This window comes from Polynucleobacter sp. MWH-UH24A (assembly GCF_018687475.1).
Classification (GTDB): domain Bacteria; phylum Pseudomonadota; class Gammaproteobacteria; order Burkholderiales; family Burkholderiaceae; genus Polynucleobacter.
Genome location: NZ_CP061292.1, coordinates 965,159 through 987,337 on the forward strand (window position 1 = coordinate 965,159; position 22,179 = coordinate 987,337).

The following is a 22,179-nucleotide window of genomic DNA, read 5'->3' on the forward strand; positions in this document are numbered from 1 at the left end:
CAAGGCGCTAGTTTACTCTTCGCTTACGATTCCATCCGTATTTGAGCTCGCAGATCACTGTAGAACTGAGGCCTGGCATCCTGCGGCACGAAGATCCCGATCGGCAGTTCCCGATCACTCTCCTCCACCCGAATTAAGCGCTTGCCACTCTCTTCTTGTGTGAGTGTCAACCACCGCGTGTTAAAGACATGACGTTCGATCTTGCCACCGATATTCTTTTCAATCTGCAGTGCGGTGCCATCGATGGCAATCGATTCATAATCGAGTGCATGGCGAGCATAGATAATGAGAGCAATACCTAGGACAGTTAATTCAATCACTGTGAAGATCAAAATCATCCAAACGCCATGGAGCAAGAAGTAGGTTGCTATAAACGATGAAAACAGAAACATCGATAAATAGAAATAACCAACCTGACGTGGCGTAAACGAACAATTTCGTTTCGTGTGCCACGTACGCATGACGATTATTTTGCTAAGAGAGTGTTAGCGTATCGATCCATGGATCGGGCCAAATCCAGATCGAGCTTTGTGAGTCCGCCAGCATCATGGGTCGAGAGCGTGACCTCAACCCGATTCCAAACATTAAACCACTCGGGATGATGATTCATTTGCTCAGCCATGAGTGCGCATTGAGTCATGAACGCAAAGGCTTCCTTAAAATCCTTAAACTGATACGAACGGGTAATGGCATCCCGATTGGTAACCATCGACCATTGCGCTAAATCAACAGCTAAGACCGAGCGCTCGTTAGGACTGAGTAAGCTCGCCATTTCTATACTTAGGAGTTTTGTAAAGCGAGTTGATACAAGAAGGTTGAGCGAGCCCCCGAGCGGCAAAAGGCTAAGATGGGTTGCGGCATTGATTTGAGGAGTTTTGCCATCTCAACTACTTGCTCAGGAGTAATCGCCCCACTCACAACCGGTAAGTAAGCATATTCCAGACCATACTCTTTAGCCACGGCAGCAATCGACGCATTGCTGGGTTGCTCAGGACCCTCTTCACCATCTGGACGATTGTTAATAATGCTCTTGTAGCCCTGCTTTGCAATTTGATCAACATCGCTGGGTTCAATTTGACCAGCGGTTCCAAAATTGGGGTTATGGCACGAAATGTGAATGCTCATACGATCCTTACAAAATAACGTATCTTGAATTTAAACAGACTTTTTCTGGGTTTGCTCAAACAACCACATCCCGGCAACCATGGCGATGACAAAAATCAGCGCCTTCATTTCACCAGAGCCGAGAGAAACCAGCGCGGGTCCTGGACAGAAACCAGCAAGTCCCCAACCCACTCCAAACATTGCACTACCCACAACCAGAGGACGGTCAATATCACGCCGCGTTGGGATATGCATGGCACCACCCAAAAAACTTTGAGTACGTTTCTTGGCCAAGTAGAAAGCAACTAAACCAATCAGTACTGCACCGCCCATGACAAAAATAAGTGACGGGTCCCAATTACCGGCAAGGTCGAGGAAGGCCAAAATTTTGGCGGGATTGGTCATCCCTGAGATCATTAAACCAAGGCCAAACAATACGCCAATTAGATACTCGCTACCGTTTGAGAAAAAGGATTGATTCTGACTCATCGACTTAGATCCAATGCCGAATGAGAAACACCACCAAGAAACCACAACCCATAAATGTGAGGGTCGCAAGCAAGGAGCGTGGTGATAGGCGCGATAAGCCACATATGCCATGGCCACTGGTGCAACCCGATCCGTAGCGAGCCCCAAAGCCTACCAATAAACCGGCAATAATGAGTGTGAGGTAATCCGCATCAATGACTGCAGTCGTGTTCATCTGAAACACATACCTTCCCCACAAAGGGGCGGTTAGCAATCCCAACACGAAACTGGCGCGCCACAACCAATCGGTCCTCTTGGGTCCAATCAGGCCGCCCAAAATGCCACTGATTCCGAGAATGCGACCGTTGATCAACACATACAGTGCGGCTGCGATTCCTAAAATAATGCCGCCTGCTAATGCAGGCCCTGGGGTAAAGGATGTCCAGTCAATCGTCATCAAATTATTTTAATGCTTAACAGGGCTTTGGACTCATGCGCCACTGTAAGTATTGAAGCCCCAAATAGCCTCCCAAGAAAAATCCGGGGAGCGCAATAAATGCATTCAGTGCCAGAGTTGAAATCCCACTTAAACCTTGACCTACCGTGCAGCCCATTGCGGCAACTCCACCAAATCCCATGAGTGCAGCACCCACAAGATGATTGGCTGTATCTTCCACACCTCGAAAGGCTTCCCAACGAAAACGCTTACTGATCACGGCGCTAATCGCTGAACCCGAAATCATGCCTAATACGGCCACGATACCAATGGTGAGCACTTTGGATTTATCGCTCGTGAACATTAACCAATCGAGTGAATAAGCATACGGCGCCACAAATGAGAGACTTTCCATCCGACCTGAGTTAGTTACCAAGAAGGCCTCTTGCAAGGTATTAGGATCTTCCTCAAGGTGCGCAAAGTGCCCGGATACCCACCAAATCGCGGTGATTGCTAGGCCAACCCCTACTCCTGCTAAAAGATTCTCAACATTCCAAAACGATTTCTTCAAAAGCGCATAAGCGATGAAGGCACCACCAATACCAAGCGACAAAATCCAACGCAATTGCTCCTTGCCCATGCCCACACTCGCAGAGAGAACGCTGGGTAAATCCTGTGTGGTTTTGAGAGTCAATGCCACCTGATCGATGGAATTGGTTCTCAGGACCCCCAAAAATCCGCGCATGGTCATGTACGCAACCAGTCCCAACACAATGAAGACAACGATGGATTTGAGATTGCCGCTGCCGATTCGAACCAGGGTTTTGCTGCCGCATCCCGATGCCAGCACCATGCCGATCCCAAATAGAACGCTACCAATGAAGGTAGAAAGATAGAGTATGCGGTTACCGGTATAAAGCGATTTGGTGACATCAATCCAGCCAAGATGGGACATGAGGGCAACCCCCAAGATTGCGATACCAATGGCTAAACACCATTGGCGCATGCGCGACCAGTCCTCCATCAAAATGCCATCCGATACGGCACCAAGTGTGCAAAAGTTCGTGCGTTGCATGATGGCACCCAAAGCGGCAGTAATCACAAAGGTAATCAGCAAAGCTTGGCTACCCAGAGAGCGAATCTGCTCTGGCGATAAATCAGTCATGATGATTCCTAGGGTTTAAATTTGTAGTATTGCTGGTTGAGGTAAGCCACCACGTCTGCTTCATCCTCAGGGAATAGATCAAGGCGCAACTCGGTATTGCAACGTGCGACCATGACCTTCAAGCGATCCAACCCTTGGACCCTACGATCTTTACGGGTGTAAATCAAGGTGCCATCGCCAAAGCCAGACTTCTCAGCGTGGCACTTGTAGCACTTGGTGTCTTCAATCTTCTTGCCATTGGCAAGATTCGGTGCCGCCAGCGCAGGCTGCAGAGCGAATCCACCCAAAACACCGATGAGAATTGCTAAGGTCGATAAAGTCTTCATAGTCTCAAAATATAGTAATTTCAGAAACTGTGATTTTATCGGACTGAGTTAAAAAACTACAGCAAAATCAGTGTTTTAGAAGCTAAAATCAAGATGATTCGGTAATACTAATATAAGCAAAAGTTATAAAGCAATGAGTCATTAAGGCCGAATATAGGCGTATTTATCCTTAAATTGCAGGTCAGCAATGCGAACCACGCCAGAAGGTGTGAACTCGGCATCCAGGATAAATTGGTCACGTTTGAGGTTCCGGTTACGTAAGGTGATCTCACAAACCTCAAAGCGCACACCTCGTGACTTTAATGCGGCAACCAATGGCGCATACTCAGTGCCACTTTTATCCTTGCCACCCTCCATCAGGATATCAACCCCATTGGCGTGGGTCACGACAATAATTTTGGTCTGCGGTGAGACATCCAAGTGATTGCGAATATTGCGCAAGCCCTTTAAACCCTGGGTAGCCGCATCATCGATGTGATAAACCACCTTCGTTGGTTCCGCGCTTGCTAGATTAGAACCAAGTGACAAACCGACGGCTAGAAAGCCCATCAATACTGTGCGAATGAATGCTTTCATGCCACTCTCCTGTTGAAGGTACGACTAGATTGGGGCCATCCCCGGATTACCTTTGACGCCTTTGATCACCGGTTCATTGAGCTTGACCGCCTTAATGGTTTTGACTTCACGCAAATGCCGTGCCATGAGATCCCAAATGGCCTCACCACCCGCATTCTTTGCCTCTTCCGAGACCGGCGCCCAGCCAGCTACTTTGTAGGTCTTGCCTGCTTCAATCAGATTACCATTCAGACGCATCTCGGAGATACGCTTACCAGCGCCACCCGCAGGATCAATCGTATATTGCAAGCCACCAACCCGAACCATATCGCCACCCTGTTGGTAGTACGGGTCGGGGTTGAATAAGTTATCGGCAACGTCCTCTAAGACGGTCTTGATCATCTCGCCACTCATATTGGTGACCGTGGTGTAGGGATAGGTAATCGCCGTTTGATCGAGCAGATGTTCCAGGGTGATGGACTCGCCGGGCAATAAGGAGGTGCCCCAACGAAAGCCCGGTGAGAATGAGATCTCGGCATTCTTTTGCTTTAACAGCCCGTCTAAGATCACTTGATCAAAACTACCATTGAAGTTACCACGGCGATACAAGAGGCCATCGGTCACCGCAAGCTTCTCGGCAAGCTTAGACTCGTACGGCGCCCGAATCTTCTTAATCAAGGCACTCATCCCTGCGTCTGCGGGTAATAAGTTCGAGAACACAGGCAGGAGTTTGTAACGGAAGTCGCTTACTTTGCCACCCTTCACATCAAAATCCAAAACGCCCAAGAACTTACCATTCGATCCAGCGTTGGTAACCAAGGTGACGCCACCAGGATTTTTCACTTTCACAGGAGCTGGTACGCCATCGTGGGTATGGCCACCCATGATGGCATCAATGCCTCGTACCCGAGAGGCCATCTTTAAATCCACATCCATGCCATTGTGCGAGAGCACCACAACCACTTTTGCACCCTTGGAGCGAGCCTCATCAACCATCTTTTGCATATTCTCTTCTTGAATACCAAAGGTCCAGTTGGGCGTGAAATAACGTGGGTTCGCAATCGGTGTATACGGGAATGCTTGACCAACCACGGCAACCTGAACACCATTCATGGTCTTCATGGCATACGGTGCAAAGACCGCATCACCAAAGTCGGCGGTCTTAATGTTTTGAGCGACAAACGAGACCTTGCCTCGGAAATCCTTCTCCACAATCTCCATGACGCGTTTCTCACCCAAGGTCATTTCCCAATGGGGAGTCATCACATCAACGCCCATCGCAAGACAGGCATCCACCATATCCTGACCATTGGTCCAAAGCGCAGTTCCCGAGCCCTGCCAGGTGTCACCACCGTCAAGCAATAAAGCGCCAGGACGGTTAGCCTTGATTTGTTTGACCAAAGTAGCGAGATGGGCAAAGCCACCGACCTTGCCATAGGTCTTCGCAGCCAACGCATAGTCCAGATACGTAAACGCATGGGCATCCCGCGTGCCAGGTTTGACCCCATAGAACTTCAATAGATACTCGCCCACCAAATGGGGTGGCTTACCCTCTTGTGCGCCTATGCCTAAATTGACATTGGGCTCACGAAAGTAGATTGGGAGCAATTGCGCATGGCAATCGGTAAAGTGCAAGAAATGCACATTGCCAAACTTTGGCAGGTCATAAAACTTCTGTGCAGCACTTTGAGCATGAGAAAAATTGGACTGCAAGCTCATTCCGCCAGCCGACGCCACTGCAAGGGCTTGCAGAAACTCCCGTCTACTAAAAGACATACAACTCCTTGGTAATTGGTTTACTGATTAACAGGAGAATTCGGGTCTAGTAACAGAGCCATCACGTCTTGCATTTGCTTCTCGGTCAATAAGTTGAAATGACCAAAGCGCGGCATATTGCTGCACACGTTATAAGCCTTGGAGTTATAAATCCGATTCCAGGTATAGGTCACAACTTCCTTGCTGTAACCGCGTAACTTGCCGTAGTTCCAGAGGCTTGGGCCAATGTTTCCATAAGAAAGTTCTGCTTTATTAATTTGATGGCAGTTATAGCAACCACCACCATTCGCAGCATCTGCTTTATCGGTCCAAGTTGCGCCGCGACCACTCTGAGCAACTCGCTCACCGGCCTTCCAATCGCCGATGTATTTACCACCAGCCGGTTGTTTGATGGTTTCCATGTTGGCCTTCTGAATCGACTCGGCCTGCTTGGCATTGCCCTTACCTGCTAACACTGCAGGATCCGAGCAATACTTTTGTGCTGCATCTTGCTTTAATCGGTCAATTGAGGCAATTCCGTTCGATTGAAAACTATCCTTCATCATCTTGTCGAACTTTGCATCAGCAAATGCAGAGCCCATAGGTAACGCCAATAAAGTTGCTGCTGTAATTAGATATTTATTCTTCATGTTGTTCTCCAGCGATTAGCGTTTCAGACCAGGGGCAGCCATCTTGCCGCCATTTGCCATGACGGCCATATACATCGAGACCGCAATCGTGTCATCGGATATATAAATTGGCTCTGGGAAACGTTGCTGACGATAACAATCATTCAAACGGTATTGCATGGTCCAAAAGGTACCGCTCGATACTCGGTATGCAGGCCAGGCTCCCCAGCCTAAGGCTGCACCAGCTTGAGTCGTTAAGTTTGGTAAATCTTGTAAACGAATCCGCTTACCAGGATCGGCGTGGCAGGATGCGCAGGAGAAATCCATCGGACCAGCTTGATAAAAGAATGACTTCTTACCAAGCTCATACATTTCTTTTTCTTTAGGATGCTTCATTGAAACATTAATCGTTGCCCCTTTGGAATTGGCAACCACATAAGCTACTACAGCCTCGACATCTTTACGCTTACCTTTTCCAAAACTACCGGCAATAATTTCTTTGCCATCAAAACCCTGCAGACGCTCCATGCAGGTCACGATACGCGACTCCAGATCTTGAACTTTGTTGGTGTCTTTAAAGTATTTAGGTAGCACCGCATAAACACCCTTGACTACACCGGGTCCTAGACCGAGATCGCATTTTTCAAGGCTGACATTCTTGGGACCCATCTTTTTCTTCCAGAGCTCCTCACCAGCCATTTCATACAAATCAGAGGGATTACCATCAGCAATCATCGCACGGTACTTCTCAATCTCAGCGGTTGGTGCGTCAGCTGGAGCAGCAGCTTGAGGCGCTGGCGCAGGAGTCGCCGCTTTCTTAGGCGGCTCAGGTGTTGTACATGCTTGCAGAACAAATAGCGAGGACACAATGAGTGCCCCGCGAGTCCAGTGTTGTCTCATGATTCCCTCTTATTGTTTTGATCAGTGAAGTACAAAATACAAATTACGAAACCGTTGCCTCATCGGTCCGCTTACCGCCTTTGTTATCAACCCAACTAACGGTTACTTTGTCACCTTTGGCACCCTTGTACTTAAAGTTCAAGAATGGGTCTTTAGATACTGCTGGACCAAACTCACCCTTAAACACATCCTTACCATTGGCTTTTGCAGTCACAGTGCTAATAAACCACGCTGGAATCGCCTTGCCAGACGCATCTTTGCGCTGACCCGTTTCCATATCATGTTTCATTAGGATTTTGACATCCACCACACCGCCGCTCTCGGTTGCTCGTACGCGCATCGGATCTGACATTTTGCTTCCTCTCTAATTCGTTAAATATGTAATTGACTAATCGGTTTAATCATTAACCGCCGCAACCACCCAGGGTTACTTTCACTTCTTTCACCGCCACGCTCCACTTGTTATCGGCTTTCACTAAAGCGTAAACGTTAGAGGTTTGACCCATCTTGATCCGGGTTGTGACAAATGGCTCGGTACCGGCTGGAATGAAGAACTGAGCAGCCAAGGCGCTTGGGTTCTTGTCGACCAAAATAGCCATTTGTTGAGCTTTAAGAGTGGTGTTAATGCCAACAGGAACTACGGCACCGTTCTCGGCAATATCCGGAGCAATCATCGTGATTGCAGCTGAATTCTCTGGCTTACCGGCACCTAGCACTTTGAACACATCATCCAAAGTTTTTCCTTCGAAGGCGGCTTTGTTCCACTCTTGCGCTTGCGCAGGAGTAATCAAACCTGCTGAAGCCATCAAGCCAAAGATGGCTGAATACTTCAGTACATCACGTCGTTGCATATCCATAAAAACTCCTTGTTATCAACTGCTACTCATTAGTTGTTGCTTACCTAAAACTATAAAGTGTATATAACCCTACTTCAGTTAGTGCTAACCCTTTAACTATTTTCCCCCATTTAACATCCACTGCACCAAGATCTTGTTGTCCGCATCGGATAACTGAGTCTGCGCAGGCATCGGAATTGCACCCCAAACACCTGCACCACCTGCCTTCACTTTCTTCTCAAGCATCGCTTGGGCATTCGCAACGCCTTTGTACTTGTTGGCAACATCAGCGATCGATGGGCCCACTAATTTTGCTGCCGGTGCGTGACACGCTGAACAGTTTTCTTTCTTAAACAAGTCGGCTGGGCCTACCGCTTTGGGTGGGGCACTAGCGGTTGATACCATCAACATGCCAGAGGATGGCAAAGCAGCCACTGGTGGCTTTGTAGTATCAACGCCACGATACGGGCCATACTCCCGGTTTTGCTCTGCTAAGTTATTGTGAGCATTACGAGCATAGTCTGGCAATACCGATCCGATCGCAACGTGTTGGGCGCAATTTGCCATGCATGCCGTATTTTTCACATCGGGTGTGCCCTTCACCGTCCATAAGCCATGCTTCTGGGTCATGCCATTGCGGTTGGGCATCATGCCTTGCACTTGCGCAATATTTTTGTTCGAGAGCACAAAGTCGTCAGGAACCACTTCACTTAAGTTGAGCATAAAAGCAACTAGGGAGTAGGTTTCATCGACCGTCAGGGTGCGCGGTGCATTCCATGGCATGGCGCGATGGACATAATCCCAAAGCGTTGAGATTGTTGCCACCTTCATGATCGTGGTTCGTTGGGGTTGCTTATCGCTCATCAACGATGCGACCCGACCAGTTTTAATATCGTCCTTCGTGGTTCCTCCAGCAATGGGTGTAAACACCTCATTGGATTCACCAAAGGTACCGTGGCAACTTGCGCACTGTTTCTCCCAAAGCTCTTGACCCTTTGCAACCGAGCCCGAGCCAGCTGGTAAGCCCTTAAAGTCAGGGCGCACATCAATATCCCAAGCCGCCACTTCTGCAGGCGTCGCGTTACGGCCCATATTCATATAGGGCTTTGATTTGTTTGCCGCTGGAGCGGTTTGAGCATTTACCTCGGTACCATTTAAAAAAATGGTGGTAGCAACTACTGCGCTGGCAAGAATAGGTTTCATCAAAACATTAGCCGACTTGAACATTGCTGACCTCGCCATTGGTATCAACCTTCCACGATTGAATTGCATTGTTGTGATAAATCGAGCGTGTACCGCGTACAGCTCGTAATTGACGAATGGTGGGTTGCACATAACCCGTGTCATCAATTGCGCGCGATTGCATGATGGTGGGTGAACCATCCCAAACCCAATCGATATTGAAGCGCGTCAGAGCCTTCGTCAAAACGGGGGTCTCAAGACGTGCCGTACGCCAATTATTACCGCCATCAAACGAGACATCTACCCGCTTGATCTTGCCACGACCTGACCACGCTAAACCACTCACGTTGTAGTAACCCTTATCAAAGAGTTGCTGACCACCTGATGGTGTGGTGATAACCGACTTACACTCTTGAATCGAGGTGTATTGACGATGCAAACCATCTGGCATCAAGTCAATGTAGTGAATCGCTTCATCCTTCGTTGCATAAGGCTTGTCACCGACTTCAATGCGGCGTAACCACTTCACCCAACTCACGCCCTGCACACCTGGTACCACGAGACGAATTGGGAAGCCGTTCTCAGGGCGCAGCATCTCACCGTTCATCGCCCAAGCAACCATCACATCATCCAGAGCCATCTCCATAGACATCGTGCGGGTCATACCGGAGCCATCGCCACCCTCGGCCAAAATGAACTTGCCCTTCTTTAAATCAGCGCCGCAAATATCAAGAAGCGTTGATAGTGGTACGCCCGTGAACTCGCAGCAGGACAACATGCCGTGGGTATATTGCACGGTTGGTACAGCCACATTACCCCACTCTAAGCCGGTGTTGGCACCGCACTCAATAAAGTGAATGCGCGATACCGATGGTAGGCGCATGAGATCGTTCATCGTGAATACTTTTTCATTCTTTACAAGGCCATTGATCATTAAACGATGCTTATTGGGATCAATGTTGTACCAACCCTGATGGTGGCGCTCAAAGTGCAAGCCGTTTGGGGTAATGATGCCAAATAGGCCTTGCAGCGGTGTGAACGCTACGGATGCCGCCGATACCCTCGTTAATCCGGGCGACTCACGACGCACTAAGTTCTTTTCATAAATAGATGGTGTGCCATAGGGCTCGGTGGCAACGTTTTTACCCAAAGTCGTTTGCCAAATTTGCTTCTCCAGAATCGCTGGATCGCCCTGGGGATTTGCAAGGGCCAAGCCGCTGCCTGCAGCACCGACACCACCAAGGGCCGCCATGAAGCTCTTGCGCAGAAAGCCGCGACGGGTCTCATCGGCACCATGTTGGTTGATTTGCGCAATTGCTTCTTGCGATAAAAAGTTCTCGGGTGCCTTCCGAATGAGATTCGGGGTACTGAGGGATTGCATCGTTTTGCTTCGTTCACTCATATTCATCGGGAATTAAATAGTTAGACAAAAGTGATGCCGATTAATCCAGTAATCCATTCATGACGCGGCCACAAACGCGTTGGCAGATTTCTAGCGTGGCGTCATCGCAGATCGAGTAATAAACAGTGGTGCCAACTTTACGGCGTGCCAATATTCCTGCCTCATGGAGGGTTCCTAAATGACGCGACACATTTGCTTGGCTGGATTTTGAATACTGAATGACCTCACAGACGGATTTCTCGCCTTCGCACAAGGCGTACATAATGCGCAAACGGGATGGCTCAGCAAGGACCGCAAAGAACGCAGATACCTCTTTAAAGAGTGCTTCCATTTGTTCTGGGGATAATGATTTTTTAGCCAAGCCACCCGCGAAGCCCTGGGCAATAGGGTTTTTTGAGGAGAAGGATGAGCTTGCCATAAATATGCGTAGTTGCGCATATTACACTTAAAATACGTCCAAAAGAATATACAGAGATACCCTGATTCAATCGTTCTAGAATAGAGTGCTGTGATTGGCTGTAACCTCGTTTTATTCTAGAAAAATTAGATAACCAACTGATTTAATTCACGAATTGTTAGATACCCAAGCGATTTTTCTATCCCTGCAGTTGGCCTTTTGGACCTTACTGGTTTTAATCCCCATTGGGATCTGGATTGGCTATCACCTAGCCCAGGCGGGCCCCTGGAAATCCTGGGCTGAGGCGGCACTCGCCCTACCCTTGGTGTTGCCACCCACGGTTCTTGGTTACTACTTCATCGTGGCGTTTGCTGGCAAAAGCCTCTTCGGGGAGCCCTTAGTGTTCTCATTTACCGGTCTCCTGGTTGCCTCCATCATCGTCAATTTACCTTTTGCCATCCAACCCATCCAACGTGCCTACGAGGCAATCCCCACCGAGATCAAGGAAGCAGCCAAGGTCAGCGGGCTTAGCACTTGGCAGCGCTTTCGTTTAATTGAACTCCCCCTTGCATGGCGTGGCATTGTGAGTGGTGCTGCCATGACCTTCGCCCATACCTTGGGAGAGTTTGGGGTGGTCCTGATGGTGGGCGGCGCAATTCCTGGAGAAACCAAAACCGCATCGATTGCAATCTACGATAAGGTGCAAACATTCGATACCGCAGGGGCTGGTTCACTCTCCGTAATTTTGTTACTGATCTCGCTCATTGCCATTGCTATTTCCTATGGGATCTTTGGCCGCAACAGCGCGGGGGTGCGCCGTGCTTAAGGTTCACCTTCAGCAGACCCTTCCCAATCCCCTATCGATTCAGTTAGAAATCGATGCTGGCGAGGTTCATGCGCTGGTGGGCCCCTCTGGTAGTGGTAAGACGAGTATCTTGCGCTCCATTGCCGGGCTTCATCATCCTGAATTTGGTTTTATTGAGTGCGACCACGCGGTGTGGCTTAATCGGGATCCGGCCCGTGGCTCCATGATGACAATGCCACCAAATCAACGCTCTTGTGGATTCTTATTCCAACAATACGCCCTGTTTCCTCACCTTAGTGCTTTGGATAATGTGTGCATGGCGCTTTACAACACGATTAGTGATCCGCAAATGCGCCGCACTGAGGCTAAGCGCTGGCTCGATGAGCTCAATATTGGTGAGCTTGGGGAACGCTTACCTAAACAATTATCGGGTGGTCAGCAACAGCGCGTTGCCCTCGCTCGTGCCTTGGCGCGCTCACCCAAGATGCTTTTGCTCGATGAGCCCTTCTCCGCCATTGATATACCCACGCGTCAGAAACTCTACCAAACACTGGCTGAACTTCGTAAGCAGCTCAATATCCCCATCATCCTGGTCACGCACGATCTACGAGAAGCCCACTTATTAGCCGACCGTATTACTGTGCTCGATCACGGCGTGGGTTTGCAGACCACTGACCCACAATCCTTATTTACGAAACCGCGGAATGCGCGCGTTGCCCAGCTCGTTGGGATTCCCAATCTCTTTCATGGGGTATTTAATGGCGGTACCTTATCGTGGGGGGCAAGCCCTTGGTCCTTTCACGTTGTCGATAAGGGTCGCATTCCTCCAAATTCTCAAGTGGCATGGGTCATTCCCCAAGAGGGGCTTAGCGTTCACACGGCTCCAGATGGTCAACGCATTCCATGTCGCGTGAATACCATTAGTTCTTTGGGCCAAATTGCACTCATTGAGTTTTCGATCGATGGTCTTGACGAACACTTAACATGGGAAGCCTCTGCTGCAGAGGTTAAGCGTTTAGGTTTAGTTCAGGATGCGCAGGTTTACCTCGAGCTCGATCGTAAGCTCATTCATATCATGCCGTTGCGACCGATTAACGACCCGCGTCGTTTTGTGGGCACTACGTAATTACTTTTTTAAGCCAGCCGCTAGATCACGCTTGAGATCATCGATGTTCTCAAGACCGACAGCAATCCGCACCAAGCCATCCACAATACCCGCGTCTTTGCGCGCTTGCGGTGTAATTCGGGCGTGAGTGGTGCTCGCTGGATGCGTAATCGTGGTGCGGGTATCCCCAAGGTTTGCTGTGATCGAGCTTAAGCGTGTTTGATTGATGAGCTTGTAGGCCGCCTTTTTGCCACCCTTAAGGACAAACGACACAATCGGCCCTCCCGCTTTTTGTTGACGCTTCGCTAAGGCATGCTGTGGATGACTCTTAAGATCAGGGTGATACACACGCTCGACTCCGGCTTGCTTCTCTAACCACAACGCCAAGGCTAAAGCATTCGCACTCTGCGCTTGCATTCTCAGTTCTAAGGTCTCAAGGCCTTTCAGAAATACCCAGGCATTAAAGGCCGAGAGCGTCGGTCCCGCGGTTCGTACAAAGGGAAATACCTTGCCCATCACAAAATCACGACTGCCTACAATTGCCCCACCGACGACCCGCCCTTGCCCATCAAGATACTTGGTCGCCGAATGGATCACCACATCTGCGCCGAGCGCTAAGGGCTTTTGCAAGGCTGGAGTGCAAAAACAGTTATCCACCACAAATAATGCCTTTGCTTTTTTAGCAATCTTGGTAATTCCTGCAATATCAGCGATCTCCGTTAGCGGATTGGACGGGGTCTCCAGATAAAAGAGCTTTGTATTACTTTGCACTGCTGCCTGCCAAGCCTTTAGGTCAGCAATTGCCACATAGGTCGTTGTGATCCCAAAGCGACTCAGAATTGAGGAGAACAGTTGTGTGGTCGCACCAAAGACGGATTTAGAACACACTACGTGATCACCCGCCTGCAGATGCGCCATCGCTGTTGTCAGAATGGCGGCCATTCCAGAGGATGTAGCAATACATGCCTCACCCCCCTCAAGTGCCGCAAGCCGATCCTGAAACATGCTAACCGTTGGATTGGTAAATCGTGAGTAGATAAATCCTTGATCAGCATTGGCAAAGCCGTGCTCTGCTTCTTCGGCTGAATTAAAGCAAAAGCTCGAGGTCAAAAACATCGCCTCGGAGTGTTCCTGATAATCGCTTGAACGACGAGTTCCGGCTCGAACTGCTAGGGTCTCGGGCGCCAAGGTTTTTAGATTGGGTGTTGGTCGTGCAATTTTTTTCATAACAGAAGAAGTTTGACAGGTAAATGACAGGCTGTCACGCACAGCGTGCCGCAGATGCCACAGCTGTTGTTTAGTCTCCGTTGGCTAAATGCAAATGCAATTGCGAACGTGCAAAGTCACTGGGGTCGCTCTTACGATCCTCTTCATTGTTTGCGATATTGCGTGCTGCTTCGAGCGCATCCAAATACGCCTCGGTGATATCACCCGTGATGTAATTTCCATCAAAGCAGGATGCCTCAAAGTTCTTAATATTTGGATTGATATCCTGAACCGCTTTTTTCATATCCTCAACGCTTTGATAAATCAGTTGGTCGGCACCAATCAGATCATTGATCTCATCGTGGGTACGACCATACGCAACGAGTTCACTTCGGGTTGGCATATCAATACCGTAGACATTGGGAAACCGCACTGGGGGTGCAGCAGAGGCAAAGATCACTTTCTTGGCGCCAGACTCGCGTGCCATTTGCACAATCTCATACGAGGTAGTACCCCGCACAATCGAGTCATCCACAATTAAAACGGTCTTGTCTTTAAACTCAATCCGCATCGCATTTAATTTCTGACGAACCGATTTCTTGCGCACCGCTTGACCAGGCATGATAAAGGTACGACCAATGTAGCGGTTCTTAAAAAATCCTTCGCGATACGAGATACCTAAGCGCTTTGCAACCTGAAGCGCAGCAGGTCGGCTCGAGTCAGGAATCGGCATCACCACATCAATTTTGCTAACGTCGGTCTCCGCCCGAATCTTTTCTGCTAAGTAGTCCCCCATGCGCATCCGTACGTTATAAACGGTCACACCATCAATCGTTGAGTCGGGGCGAGCTAAATAGACGTATTCAAAAATACAGGGGTTGAGACTGGCACTCGGAGCGCATTGGCGCGTATGAAAGTTTCCATCAAGATCAATATAGATTGCTTCACCCGGGATCACATCACGCACAAAGGTATAGCCTAAGCCTTCAAGAGCAACCGACTCGGAGGCGATCATCCACTCGGTTCCATCGGGTGTATCGATCTTGCCGATGCACAGAGGACGAATCCCAAAGGCATCCCGAAATGCCAATAAACCAAATCCAGCAATCAAGGAGACAACGGCATAGGATCCCTTCACCCGCTTGTTGAGACCTGCAACAGCCTTAAAGATGGAGTCATCATCTAATGCGGCGCTATTCGTCTCTTTTTGCAACTCGTCGGCGAGTACATTCAGTAAGACCTCGGTATCGGAGTTGGTGTTGATATGGCGGCGATCACGGTACGCCATCTCACTTCGCAGCATCGGGGCATTGGTTAGATTGCCGTTGTGGGCCAAGATGATGCCAAAGGGTGCGCTGACATAAAACGGTTGTGCTTCCTCTTCACTGCTCGCCGAGCCAGCAGTGGGGTAACGCACTTGGCCAATACCCGCATTACCAACGAGACTGCGCATATTGCGGGTCCGGAATACATCGCGTACCAGACCGTTGGCCTTATGCATGGCAAATGAATTACCGTTCATCGTGGCTATCCCGGCTGCGTCCTGTCCGCGATGCTGCAATAGGAGCAAGGCGTCATACAAGAGTTGGTTTACTGGTCGATGCGAAATCGTTCCGACAACACCACACATAGTTAGCCCCCTGCCGATCGGTAAGGATCGGTCATTGAAATTGCATTTAACTGCTTCGCCCAGTTTTCAGGTAACCATGAGCGGATCAGTCCAGCCCCCTGCTCAAGCACCGGCCGAATTGCCGATGCCTGCCATGCCTTAGTCTGTTGTGCACCAGTAAGCGCGCCCAAGGTACTCAATACAACCAATACGAGGGCACCACGGACAAACCCAAATATCAAACCAAAGAATCGATCGACCAAAGTGAGTCCTGCACTTGAGAGTAAAGATTGAAAGGCGCGTGCCAATAAACCAGCTGCTATTAATACCGCAACAAAGATCAGTAGGAAAGCACTAGCTAAACGCGCAGCCTCATTCGGAATAAATGCAGAAAGCCACTCGGTGGCTAAATAATTGCAGAAATGGTAAGCAAGCCATGCGGCAGCAAACCATGCGACCAGTGCAATGATCTCCCGAAAAAAACCGCGCCATAAGCCAACCGCTGCTGAAACGACCAAGATGCCAATCGCAAAATAATCCAAGGTTGTCAATTGCATGGCGTTTAGTGATTGCATGATTAGTTCTTATTCGACTCAACAATGCGAGGACTTAGGCCAAGCGAGCGAATTCGTTTCTCGGCCGACTCTGCTGCCTCGCGCTCACCAAAGGGGCCGGCCCGAAGCAAATAAAGTTTGACACCCTCTGTGTTATTTCGGGTCAGAACGTAATACGGAATTTTGTTCTCTTTTAACTTGGCAACCCAACCATTGGCACGCTCTTCCGAAGCAAAGGCTCCAATCTGAATCACAAACTTGCCATTGGCCACCGCTTTTGCATCGGTTGAGCCAACGGGCTCCTTACTCGTGCTCACCAACTCTTCGCCCGGAGCCAAACCTAAACTTTTATTAGCCGCATTGGATGCTGCGGGGGCTGGATTCGTTGGCTTGGGTGCTGCTGCAGGAGTGCTAGCGGTCGGCGCCGGCGTTGGATTCATTTCAGGCTTTGGCTCTGCTTTTAGTTCCACCGGTGCTTTTTTATCTGACTCGATACCAAGTACGCCCGCTGCCGGATTTGGTAAGTTACTCACGATTTGTACTGTAATGTCGTTCGCTACCGGCTTGGGTTGTTGATCCAAAATTTGTGGCAATCCAATCACCGCAATTAAGACTAAGGTTGCTGCCCCAATTAAGCGATGACGAGCCCGTTGCTTCTCAGGGTCTTCGGTCAGCGCAAGTTCTTCGGCACTTTCTTCGTTAGGCTTTGCACGCTTTGGGAAGGTGCGCCGAGCCAGGGGCTCAATTTTTTGGGGGGCAGGCTTGCGTCGAAACAGGTTCGATAAGAAGGTCATGGATCAATGTGCCTGGTTATTTCGATAAGCCATTACGCCTGAAACGGTATAGAAGGATCCGAAGACTAGAATTCTATCACCCTCACCTGCTTTATCCAACGCCGCTTGATAGGCAGCACCTGGATCCATAAACACCAAGGCCTCTTTATTAAACGCGCGCAGGCGCTTAGCAAGATCAGATGCTGATGCGGCTCGCGGTGTGGGTAAATCGATGCAATACCAATAATCAACAGTATTTAATAGGGGCTTTAAAACACCATCAATATCCTTATCGGCCATCGCCCCAAATACCGCATAGGTATAGGGGTGGTAAGCCATCGCTTCAATGCTTTCGGCCAAGGTGGCCGCAGCATGGGGATTATGCGCAACATCCAATACCACCGTGGGTCTACCAGGCAAAACTTGAAAGCGTCCGGGCAACTCCACCAAGGCCAAACCATTGCGAATATCCTGAGCGCTAACAGGCAGACGATCATGCAAAGCAATTAAAGCGGCGATCACCGCTGAGGCATTGAGCAGTTGATTGGCGCCCCGTAATGCTGGGTAGCCTAACCCACTAAAGCGCTTACCCCGACCTGTCCATCCCCATTGCTGTTGATCACCTGTAAAGGAATAGTCTTTGCCCATTAGCCAGAGATCTGCTCCGATTGTATTGGCATGGTTGATTAACGATGTAGGTGGCATTGGGTCAGCGCAGATTGCAATTGCCTTCGTTCGAAAAATACCGGCTTTCTCAAAAGCAATCGCCTCACGGGTATTACCTAAATAAGCCATATGATCGAGATCAATACTGGTCACAATCGCGCAATCCGCATCCACAATATTGACTGCATCAAGGCGTCCGCCCATCCCAACCTCTAAGATCACTGCATCAACCGATGCATTGGCAAAGATATCCATAATCGCCAAAGTGGTGAACTCAAAATACGTGAGAGTTGGCGGATCACTTAATCGACAGCGAGCTTGCTCGACACGCTCAAATGCCTTTAGTAAATCTGCATCACTAACATCGGCGCCATTCAGTCTGGCGCGTTCATTAAATCGCAAGAGATGGGGGGATGTATGACACGCTACCTTATATCCAGCGGCTAGCAATATGCTTTCTAGAAACGCACACGTGGAGCCTTTGCCATTGGTTCCGCCCACCGTAATGACCGGGCATGCAAATTTCAGTCCGAGCGATTCCTTCACTCGCGTAATGCGAGCAAGACCCATATCAATCCCAACGGGGTGGGCAGTTTCCAAGTGGGATAACCACTGGTCTAGGCTGGTAAATAGGATTGGTTGGTTCTTTTGGAGTTCAAGCACGACTTAGCTCGAACTATTGGTTTGCAACAATTGCTTGGGCAATTTCTCAGACGGTATCTTTTGCAATAAGGCGAGTAATTTTGCAAGCTCAGAACGCATCTGCCGACGATCAACAATCATGTCGATGCCGCCCTTTTGCATCAGAAACTCCGAGCGTTGAAAGCCTTCGGGTAATTTCTCACGCACGGTTTGCTCAATCACGCGCGGGCCAGCAAAGCCAATTAAGGCCTTTGGTTCGGCCATCACCACATCACCCATAAATGCAAAGCTCGCCGAGATACCACCCATGGTGGGATCCGTTAATACGCTAATGTAAGGTAAGCCTGCCTGCGATAGTTTGGTCAACATCGAGTTAGTTTTAGCCATTTGCAAAAGCGATAACAAACTTTCTTGCATGCGTGCACCGCCGGTGGCAGTAATGCAAATGAAGGCACATTTCTTTTGAATCGCTTCTTGAACGCCGCGGACGAAACGCTCGCCCACCACCGAGCCCATCGAGCCACCCATGTACTCAAATTCAAAACACGCCACCACCGCAGGAATGGATTCAATCTTGCCAGCAATTACCACCAAGGCTTCCGATTCTCCCGACGCGTCACTCGCTTGCTTTAAACGATCGGGGTATTTTTTGCTGTCTTTAAACTTAAGAGCATCAACGGGATATACCGATTCACCAATTTCAAGACGTGGCTTAGGATCTAGTAAATGATCAAGGCGTTTGCGCGCATTGATGCGCATATGGTGTGAGCATTTTGGACAAACTGAGAGATTGGCCTCAATATCGCTGCTGTAGAGAACCGCATCGCAACCACCGCATTTCACCCACAAGCCTTCAGGAACAGTCTTCCGATTGGCCGGATCACTTTGTTGGATCTGGGGCGGGAGTATTTTATCAATCCAGCTCATAGCGGTATTGTAACGACCTTCAGTTCTGGTCTAGGGCCTGGCGGATTTCTTGGATAAAGCGCTCGAGCACCTGTAACTCTTCCCCCTTTTTTGCTTCCTCAAGCAATTGCACGATGCGACTACCGATCACCACTGCATCGGCCGTTTTAGAAACCGCTTTCGCGCTCGCCGCATCCCGAATTCCAAAACCCACTGCAACAGGGATCGAGGTCTCTTGCCGAATTAAAGGCAACACACTCGCAACATCTTGGGTATTGAGGTTATTCGCTCCAGTGACCCCACGCAGCGAGACGTAATAGATATAGCCCGCAGCAATTTGTGCTGCATGATGAATCCGCTCTTGATTTGAGGTGGGCGCCAACAAAAAGATCGGATCAATTCCTTCGCTACGCATTTGCTTTGCAAACTCTTCACATTCTTCAGGCGGATAATCCACAATTAATACCCCGTCGACACCCGCTGCGTTAGCAGCTTTTGCAAAGGCAGCATGGCCCATTTGCTCGACTGGATTAGCGTAACCCATCAACACAACGGGAGTGGTTTGATTCTTTTGTCGAAACTCCTGCACATTGCTTAAGCATTGCTTGAGTGTCACCCCTTGCGCAAGTGCACGCTCGGACGAGCGCTGAATTACCGGACCGTCAGCCATCGGGTCAGAGAATGGGACGCCAAGCTCAATAATATCGGCCCCACCTTTGACTAAGGCATGCATCACATCCACCGTTAAGCCTGGATGGGGGTCGCCTGCCGTTACAAATGGGATCAGCCCCTTTTTATTCTTGGCCTTCAGACCAGCAAATACACCAGCAATCTTCGACATGAACCTAGCCTTCCGAACCGGTTGCTTGTGCAACTGTATGCATGTCTTTATCGCCACGACCAGAGAGATTAATCAAAATGACTTTGTCTTTGCTTAAGGTCGGTGCTAATTTGCAGGCATATGCTACTGCATGGGAAGACTCAAGCGCCGGAATAATACCTTCAATGCGGCAGCAATCGTGGAAGGCTTTTAAGGCATCGTCGTCGGAGATGGCAACGTACTCGGCTCGGCCAGAGTCTTTTAACCACGCATGCTCTGGCCCAACACCCGGGTAATCCATCCCGGCGGATACCGAATGGGTCTCGGCAATTTGACCATTCTCATCTTGCAAGAGATAAGTGCGATTGCCATGAAGGACGCCTGGCTTACCAGCGCACAGCGCAGCAGAGTGATCGCCAGTCTTCATGCCACGACCTGCCGCTTCAACGCCCACTAGACGCACATTAGGCACATCAATATAAGGATAAAAAATACCCATGGCATTTGACCCACCGCCCACACACGCTAAGACATAGTCAGGCTGTCGGCCGATCATCTCCGGCATTTGAACTTTGCATTCGTCCCCGATCACACTCTGAAAATCTCTAACCATCATGGGATAAGGATGTGGTCCCGCAACCGTGCCAATAATGTAAAAGGTGTTCTCGACATTCGTGACCCAATCGCGCATCGCTTCATTGAGTGCGTCTTTGAGGGTTTTGCTTCCGGACTCAACGGGAACCACTTTGGCACCGAGTAATTTCATGCGATAGACGTTTTGAGCCTGTCGCGCAACATCGACTGAGCCTTGATAGACTGTGCAGTCCAAACCAAAGCGGGCACAGATGGTGGCGGTTGCTACACCGTGCTGCCCTGCACCGGTTTCAGCAATAATGCGTGGCTTACCCATGCGCTTGGCCAACATGGCTTGGCCAATCACATTATTAATCTTGTGAGCGCCAGTATGGTTTAAGTCTTCACGCTTGAGATAAATCTGCGCCCCACCCAATTGCTCACTTAAACGCTTGGCGTGATAGACGGGGGATGGGCGTCCGACAAAGTGCTTTAACTCGTAATGAAACTCTTCAATAAATGCAGGGTCGTGTTGATATTTTGCATACGCTTCTTTGAGCTCATTTAATGCATACATCAACGTTTCAGAGACAAAGATGCCGCCGTATGGACCAAAGTGGCCACGTTCATCTGGTTTATCGTACATAGGAACCTCGACTTGGTTTAACGCTTAGCGTTAGGAATGACTGGTTGGTTTGGTTTGGTTTGGTCTGCGCTTCGAACCGCATCCACAAACTGCCTGATTAATGCCGGGTCTTTCACCCCTTTACGAATCTCAACTCCGCTTGAGATATCAACCGCACAAGGGTGCAGACGAGCAATGGCCTCGCCAACGTTGTGCGAGTTCAACCCACCACTCAAAACGACCCGATGCGCGTTTACGTTTGCCCATGTGTTCGGTATAAGGTTCCAATTAAAGGCGGTACCACTACCGCCGTAGCCGTCGACTAGTGCATCGAGCAAAAATCCGACAGCATCCCCATATTGTAGGGAAAATTCAGGGAAATTGAAGGACTGGCCAATTCGGGCTGCCTTGATCCAGGGCAAGCCCCCTGCTAGCCGTCGACATTGTTCTGGGGTCTCATCCCCATGAAATTGCCACAAAGTAATGGCTGCATTGGCCCGAATCGCCTCCATTTGATTGGGGGTGGGATTAACCACCAGTCCCACCGCATCGGTTGAAGCAGGCAATTGGGTAATCAAGGTACCCGCGTCTTCTGGGCTGATCGCTCTGGGACTTTGGGGATAAAAGACAAAGCCTACCGCATCAACCCGAGCCGCCACCGCAGCTTCAATATCAGCGGGCGTACGTAGGCCGCAGATCTTAATCCGGGTTTGAGTGGGTGTGTAAGCAAGTAAGCCCAT

The 22,179-nt window shown here is 49.5% G+C and carries 27 protein-coding genes; 2 read left to right on the top strand and 25 right to left on the bottom strand.

From position 1 onward, the window contains the following. Positions 1 to 23: 23 nt before the first annotated feature. From ICV32_RS05100 to ICV32_RS05175, 16 genes are all read right to left on the bottom strand, one after another. A complete protein-coding gene (locus tag ICV32_RS05100) occupies positions 24 to 461 on the bottom strand; it encodes a DUF2244 domain-containing protein (RefSeq protein WP_215368375.1) in 438 nt (145 codons plus the stop codon). Positions 462 to 466: 5 nt separating this feature from the next. Then, positions 467 to 772, bottom strand: coding sequence for a 4a-hydroxytetrahydrobiopterin dehydratase (locus tag ICV32_RS05105; protein ID WP_215368378.1), 306 nt, complete (start codon positions 770 to 772; stop codon positions 467 to 469). An 8-nt stretch (positions 773 to 780) separates the two neighbouring features. After that, complete coding sequence (locus ICV32_RS05110; RefSeq protein ID WP_215368387.1) at positions 781 to 1,125, bottom strand: TIGR01244 family sulfur transferase; 345 nt, start codon at positions 1,123 to 1,125, stop codon at positions 781 to 783. A gap of 30 nt (positions 1,126 to 1,155) precedes the next feature. After that, positions 1,156 to 1,593 (bottom strand): YeeE/YedE family protein, encoded by a 438-nt coding sequence (locus ICV32_RS05115; protein ID WP_215368389.1) that lies wholly within the window; start codon positions 1,591 to 1,593, stop codon positions 1,156 to 1,158. Positions 1,594 to 1,597: 4 nt separating this feature from the next. Beyond that, positions 1,598 to 2,029, bottom strand: coding sequence for a YeeE/YedE family protein (locus ICV32_RS05120; RefSeq protein ID WP_215368392.1), 432 nt, complete (start codon positions 2,027 to 2,029; stop codon positions 1,598 to 1,600). A gap of 16 nt (positions 2,030 to 2,045) precedes the next feature. Then, on the bottom strand, positions 2,046 to 3,173 hold the full coding sequence (locus ICV32_RS05125) for a YeeE/YedE family protein (protein WP_215368395.1): 1,128 nt from the start codon (positions 3,171 to 3,173) through the stop codon (positions 2,046 to 2,048). A gap of 8 nt (positions 3,174 to 3,181) precedes the next feature. Continuing rightward, entirely contained in the window at positions 3,182 to 3,499 is a 318-nt protein-coding gene (locus ICV32_RS05130; RefSeq protein ID WP_215368398.1) for a hypothetical protein, read from the bottom strand. Positions 3,500 to 3,640: 141 nt separating this feature from the next. Then, positions 3,641 to 4,075, bottom strand: coding sequence for a DsrE family protein (locus tag ICV32_RS05135; RefSeq protein WP_215368402.1), 435 nt, complete (start codon positions 4,073 to 4,075; stop codon positions 3,641 to 3,643). A 24-nt stretch (positions 4,076 to 4,099) separates the two neighbouring features. Next, positions 4,100 to 5,830, bottom strand: coding sequence for a thiosulfohydrolase SoxB (soxB, locus tag ICV32_RS05140; protein WP_215368404.1), 1,731 nt, complete (start codon positions 5,828 to 5,830; stop codon positions 4,100 to 4,102). Between the two features lie 20 nt (positions 5,831 to 5,850). Further along, positions 5,851 to 6,459, bottom strand: coding sequence for a sulfur oxidation c-type cytochrome SoxX (gene soxX / locus ICV32_RS05145; RefSeq protein WP_215368407.1), 609 nt, complete (start codon positions 6,457 to 6,459; stop codon positions 5,851 to 5,853). Between the two features lie 15 nt (positions 6,460 to 6,474). Further along, on the bottom strand, positions 6,475 to 7,338 hold the full coding sequence (gene soxA, locus ICV32_RS05150; protein WP_215368410.1) for a sulfur oxidation c-type cytochrome SoxA: 864 nt from the start codon (positions 7,336 to 7,338) through the stop codon (positions 6,475 to 6,477). 43 nt (positions 7,339 to 7,381) lie between these two features. After that, a complete protein-coding gene (gene soxZ / locus ICV32_RS05155) occupies positions 7,382 to 7,690 on the bottom strand; it encodes a thiosulfate oxidation carrier complex protein SoxZ (RefSeq protein ID WP_215368412.1) in 309 nt (102 codons plus the stop codon). A 52-nt stretch (positions 7,691 to 7,742) separates the two neighbouring features. Next, on the bottom strand, positions 7,743 to 8,195 hold the full coding sequence (soxY, locus tag ICV32_RS05160) for a thiosulfate oxidation carrier protein SoxY (protein ID WP_215368415.1): 453 nt from the start codon (positions 8,193 to 8,195) through the stop codon (positions 7,743 to 7,745). Positions 8,196 to 8,291: 96 nt separating this feature from the next. Continuing rightward, positions 8,292 to 9,377, bottom strand: a complete 1,086-nt coding sequence (locus ICV32_RS05165; protein ID WP_251371807.1) for a c-type cytochrome — start codon at positions 9,375 to 9,377, stop codon at positions 8,292 to 8,294. Positions 9,378 to 9,384: 7 nt separating this feature from the next. Beyond that, positions 9,385 to 10,758: a sulfite dehydrogenase gene (gene soxC, locus ICV32_RS05170; protein ID WP_371817044.1), complete on the bottom strand. Its 1,374-nt coding sequence runs from the start codon at positions 10,756 to 10,758 to the stop codon at positions 9,385 to 9,387. A 40-nt stretch (positions 10,759 to 10,798) separates the two neighbouring features. Further along, the gene (locus ICV32_RS05175; protein ID WP_215368427.1) at positions 10,799 to 11,176 is read right to left on the bottom strand and encodes a helix-turn-helix transcriptional regulator; all 378 of its coding nucleotides are present in this window, start codon (positions 11,174 to 11,176) and stop codon (positions 10,799 to 10,801) included. A 154-nt stretch (positions 11,177 to 11,330) separates the two neighbouring features. On the opposite strand from ICV32_RS05175, the gene modB reads away from it, so the two are divergent. Continuing rightward, positions 11,331 to 11,981: a molybdate ABC transporter permease subunit gene (modB, locus tag ICV32_RS05180; RefSeq protein ID WP_215368435.1), complete on the top strand. Its 651-nt coding sequence runs from the start codon at positions 11,331 to 11,333 to the stop codon at positions 11,979 to 11,981. Then, positions 11,938 to 13,086: an ABC transporter ATP-binding protein gene (locus ICV32_RS05185; protein ID WP_251371808.1), complete on the top strand. Its 1,149-nt coding sequence runs from the start codon at positions 11,938 to 11,940 to the stop codon at positions 13,084 to 13,086. The genes modB and ICV32_RS05185 overlap by 44 nt, the downstream gene beginning before the upstream one ends. On the opposite strand, the gene ICV32_RS05190 is transcribed toward ICV32_RS05185, so the two are convergent. The 9 genes from ICV32_RS05190 to ICV32_RS05230 form a co-directional block, all read right to left on the bottom strand. Beyond that, positions 13,087 to 14,292: an O-succinylhomoserine sulfhydrylase gene (locus ICV32_RS05190; RefSeq protein ID WP_215368438.1), complete on the bottom strand. Its 1,206-nt coding sequence runs from the start codon at positions 14,290 to 14,292 to the stop codon at positions 13,087 to 13,089. 70 nt (positions 14,293 to 14,362) lie between these two features. Then, positions 14,363 to 15,901, bottom strand: a complete 1,539-nt coding sequence (gene purF / locus ICV32_RS05195) for an amidophosphoribosyltransferase (protein ID WP_215368441.1) — start codon at positions 15,899 to 15,901, stop codon at positions 14,363 to 14,365. Between the two features lie 2 nt (positions 15,902 to 15,903). Further along, a complete protein-coding gene (locus ICV32_RS05200) occupies positions 15,904 to 16,455 on the bottom strand; it encodes a CvpA family protein (protein WP_215368444.1) in 552 nt (183 codons plus the stop codon). Positions 16,456 to 16,457: 2 nt separating this feature from the next. Next, complete coding sequence (locus ICV32_RS05205) at positions 16,458 to 17,228, bottom strand: SPOR domain-containing protein (RefSeq protein WP_215368447.1); 771 nt, start codon at positions 17,226 to 17,228, stop codon at positions 16,458 to 16,460. A gap of 3 nt (positions 17,229 to 17,231) precedes the next feature. Further along, entirely contained in the window at positions 17,232 to 18,536 is a 1,305-nt protein-coding gene (gene folC / locus ICV32_RS05210) for a bifunctional tetrahydrofolate synthase/dihydrofolate synthase (protein WP_215368450.1), read from the bottom strand. Positions 18,537 to 18,539: 3 nt separating this feature from the next. Beyond that, positions 18,540 to 19,442, bottom strand: coding sequence for an acetyl-CoA carboxylase, carboxyltransferase subunit beta (accD, locus tag ICV32_RS05215; RefSeq protein WP_215368453.1), 903 nt, complete (start codon positions 19,440 to 19,442; stop codon positions 18,540 to 18,542). 19 nt (positions 19,443 to 19,461) lie between these two features. Then, positions 19,462 to 20,262, bottom strand: a complete 801-nt coding sequence (gene trpA, locus ICV32_RS05220) for a tryptophan synthase subunit alpha (RefSeq protein ID WP_215368455.1) — start codon at positions 20,260 to 20,262, stop codon at positions 19,462 to 19,464. A gap of 4 nt (positions 20,263 to 20,266) precedes the next feature. Next, positions 20,267 to 21,460, bottom strand: a complete 1,194-nt coding sequence (gene trpB / locus ICV32_RS05225; protein ID WP_215368457.1) for a tryptophan synthase subunit beta — start codon at positions 21,458 to 21,460, stop codon at positions 20,267 to 20,269. 17 nt (positions 21,461 to 21,477) lie between these two features. Then, positions 21,478 to 22,179 (bottom strand): phosphoribosylanthranilate isomerase, encoded by a 702-nt coding sequence (locus tag ICV32_RS05230; RefSeq protein WP_215368459.1) that lies wholly within the window; start codon positions 22,177 to 22,179, stop codon positions 21,478 to 21,480.

Coding starts and splice junctions, on each gene's coding strand:
- ICV32_RS05100 (WP_215368375.1), bottom strand. CDS start 461: ATGCGTACGTGGCACACGAAACGAAATTGTTCGTTTACGCCACGTCAG.
- ICV32_RS05185 (WP_251371808.1), top strand. CDS start 11,938: ATGGGATCTTTGGCCGCAACAGCGCGGGGGTGCGCCGTGCTTAAGGTT.
- soxB (WP_215368404.1), bottom strand. CDS start 5,830: ATGTCTTTTAGTAGACGGGAGTTTCTGCAAGCCCTTGCAGTGGCGTCG.
- ICV32_RS05230 (WP_215368459.1), bottom strand. CDS start 22,179: ATGGGCTTACTTGCTTACACACCCACTCAAACCCGGATTAAGATCTGC.
- trpA (WP_215368455.1), bottom strand. CDS start 20,262: ATGTCGAAGATTGCTGGTGTATTTGCTGGTCTGAAGGCCAAGAATAAA.
- ICV32_RS05190 (WP_215368438.1), bottom strand. CDS start 14,292: ATGAAAAAAATTGCACGACCAACACCCAATCTAAAAACCTTGGCGCCC.
- ICV32_RS05165 (WP_251371807.1), bottom strand. CDS start 9,377: ATGAAACCTATTCTTGCCAGCGCAGTAGTTGCTACCACCATTTTTTTA.
- soxA (WP_215368410.1), bottom strand. CDS start 7,338: ATGAGACAACACTGGACTCGCGGGGCACTCATTGTGTCCTCGCTATTT.
- soxX (WP_215368407.1), bottom strand. CDS start 6,459: ATGAAGAATAAATATCTAATTACAGCAGCAACTTTATTGGCGTTACCT.
- purF (WP_215368441.1), bottom strand. CDS start 15,901: ATGTGTGGTGTTGTCGGAACGATTTCGCATCGACCAGTAAACCAACTC.
- ICV32_RS05120 (WP_215368392.1), bottom strand. CDS start 2,029: ATGACGATTGACTGGACATCCTTTACCCCAGGGCCTGCATTAGCAGGC.
- ICV32_RS05125 (WP_215368395.1), bottom strand. CDS start 3,173: ATGACTGATTTATCGCCAGAGCAGATTCGCTCTCTGGGTAGCCAAGCT.
- ICV32_RS05175 (WP_215368427.1), bottom strand. CDS start 11,176: ATGGCAAGCTCATCCTTCTCCTCAAAAAACCCTATTGCCCAGGGCTTC.
- soxY (WP_215368415.1), bottom strand. CDS start 8,195: ATGGATATGCAACGACGTGATGTACTGAAGTATTCAGCCATCTTTGGC.
- soxZ (WP_215368412.1), bottom strand. CDS start 7,690: ATGTCAGATCCGATGCGCGTACGAGCAACCGAGAGCGGCGGTGTGGTG.
- ICV32_RS05110 (WP_215368387.1), bottom strand. CDS start 1,125: ATGAGCATTCACATTTCGTGCCATAACCCCAATTTTGGAACCGCTGGT.
- soxC (WP_371817044.1), bottom strand. CDS start 10,758: ATGAGTGAACGAAGCAAAACGATGCAATCCCTCAGTACCCCGAATCTC.
- ICV32_RS05200 (WP_215368444.1), bottom strand. CDS start 16,455: ATGCAATCACTAAACGCCATGCAATTGACAACCTTGGATTATTTTGCG.
- trpB (WP_215368457.1), bottom strand. CDS start 21,460: ATGTACGATAAACCAGATGAACGTGGCCACTTTGGTCCATACGGCGGC.
- ICV32_RS05130 (WP_215368398.1), bottom strand. CDS start 3,499: ATGAAGACTTTATCGACCTTAGCAATTCTCATCGGTGTTTTGGGTGGA.
- ICV32_RS05205 (WP_215368447.1), bottom strand. CDS start 17,228: ATGACCTTCTTATCGAACCTGTTTCGACGCAAGCCTGCCCCCCAAAAA.
- ICV32_RS05105 (WP_215368378.1), bottom strand. CDS start 772: ATGGCGAGCTTACTCAGTCCTAACGAGCGCTCGGTCTTAGCTGTTGAT.
- ICV32_RS05135 (WP_215368402.1), bottom strand. CDS start 4,075: ATGAAAGCATTCATTCGCACAGTATTGATGGGCTTTCTAGCCGTCGGT.
- accD (WP_215368453.1), bottom strand. CDS start 19,442: ATGAGCTGGATTGATAAAATACTCCCGCCCCAGATCCAACAAAGTGAT.
- ICV32_RS05115 (WP_215368389.1), bottom strand. CDS start 1,593: ATGAGTCAGAATCAATCCTTTTTCTCAAACGGTAGCGAGTATCTAATT.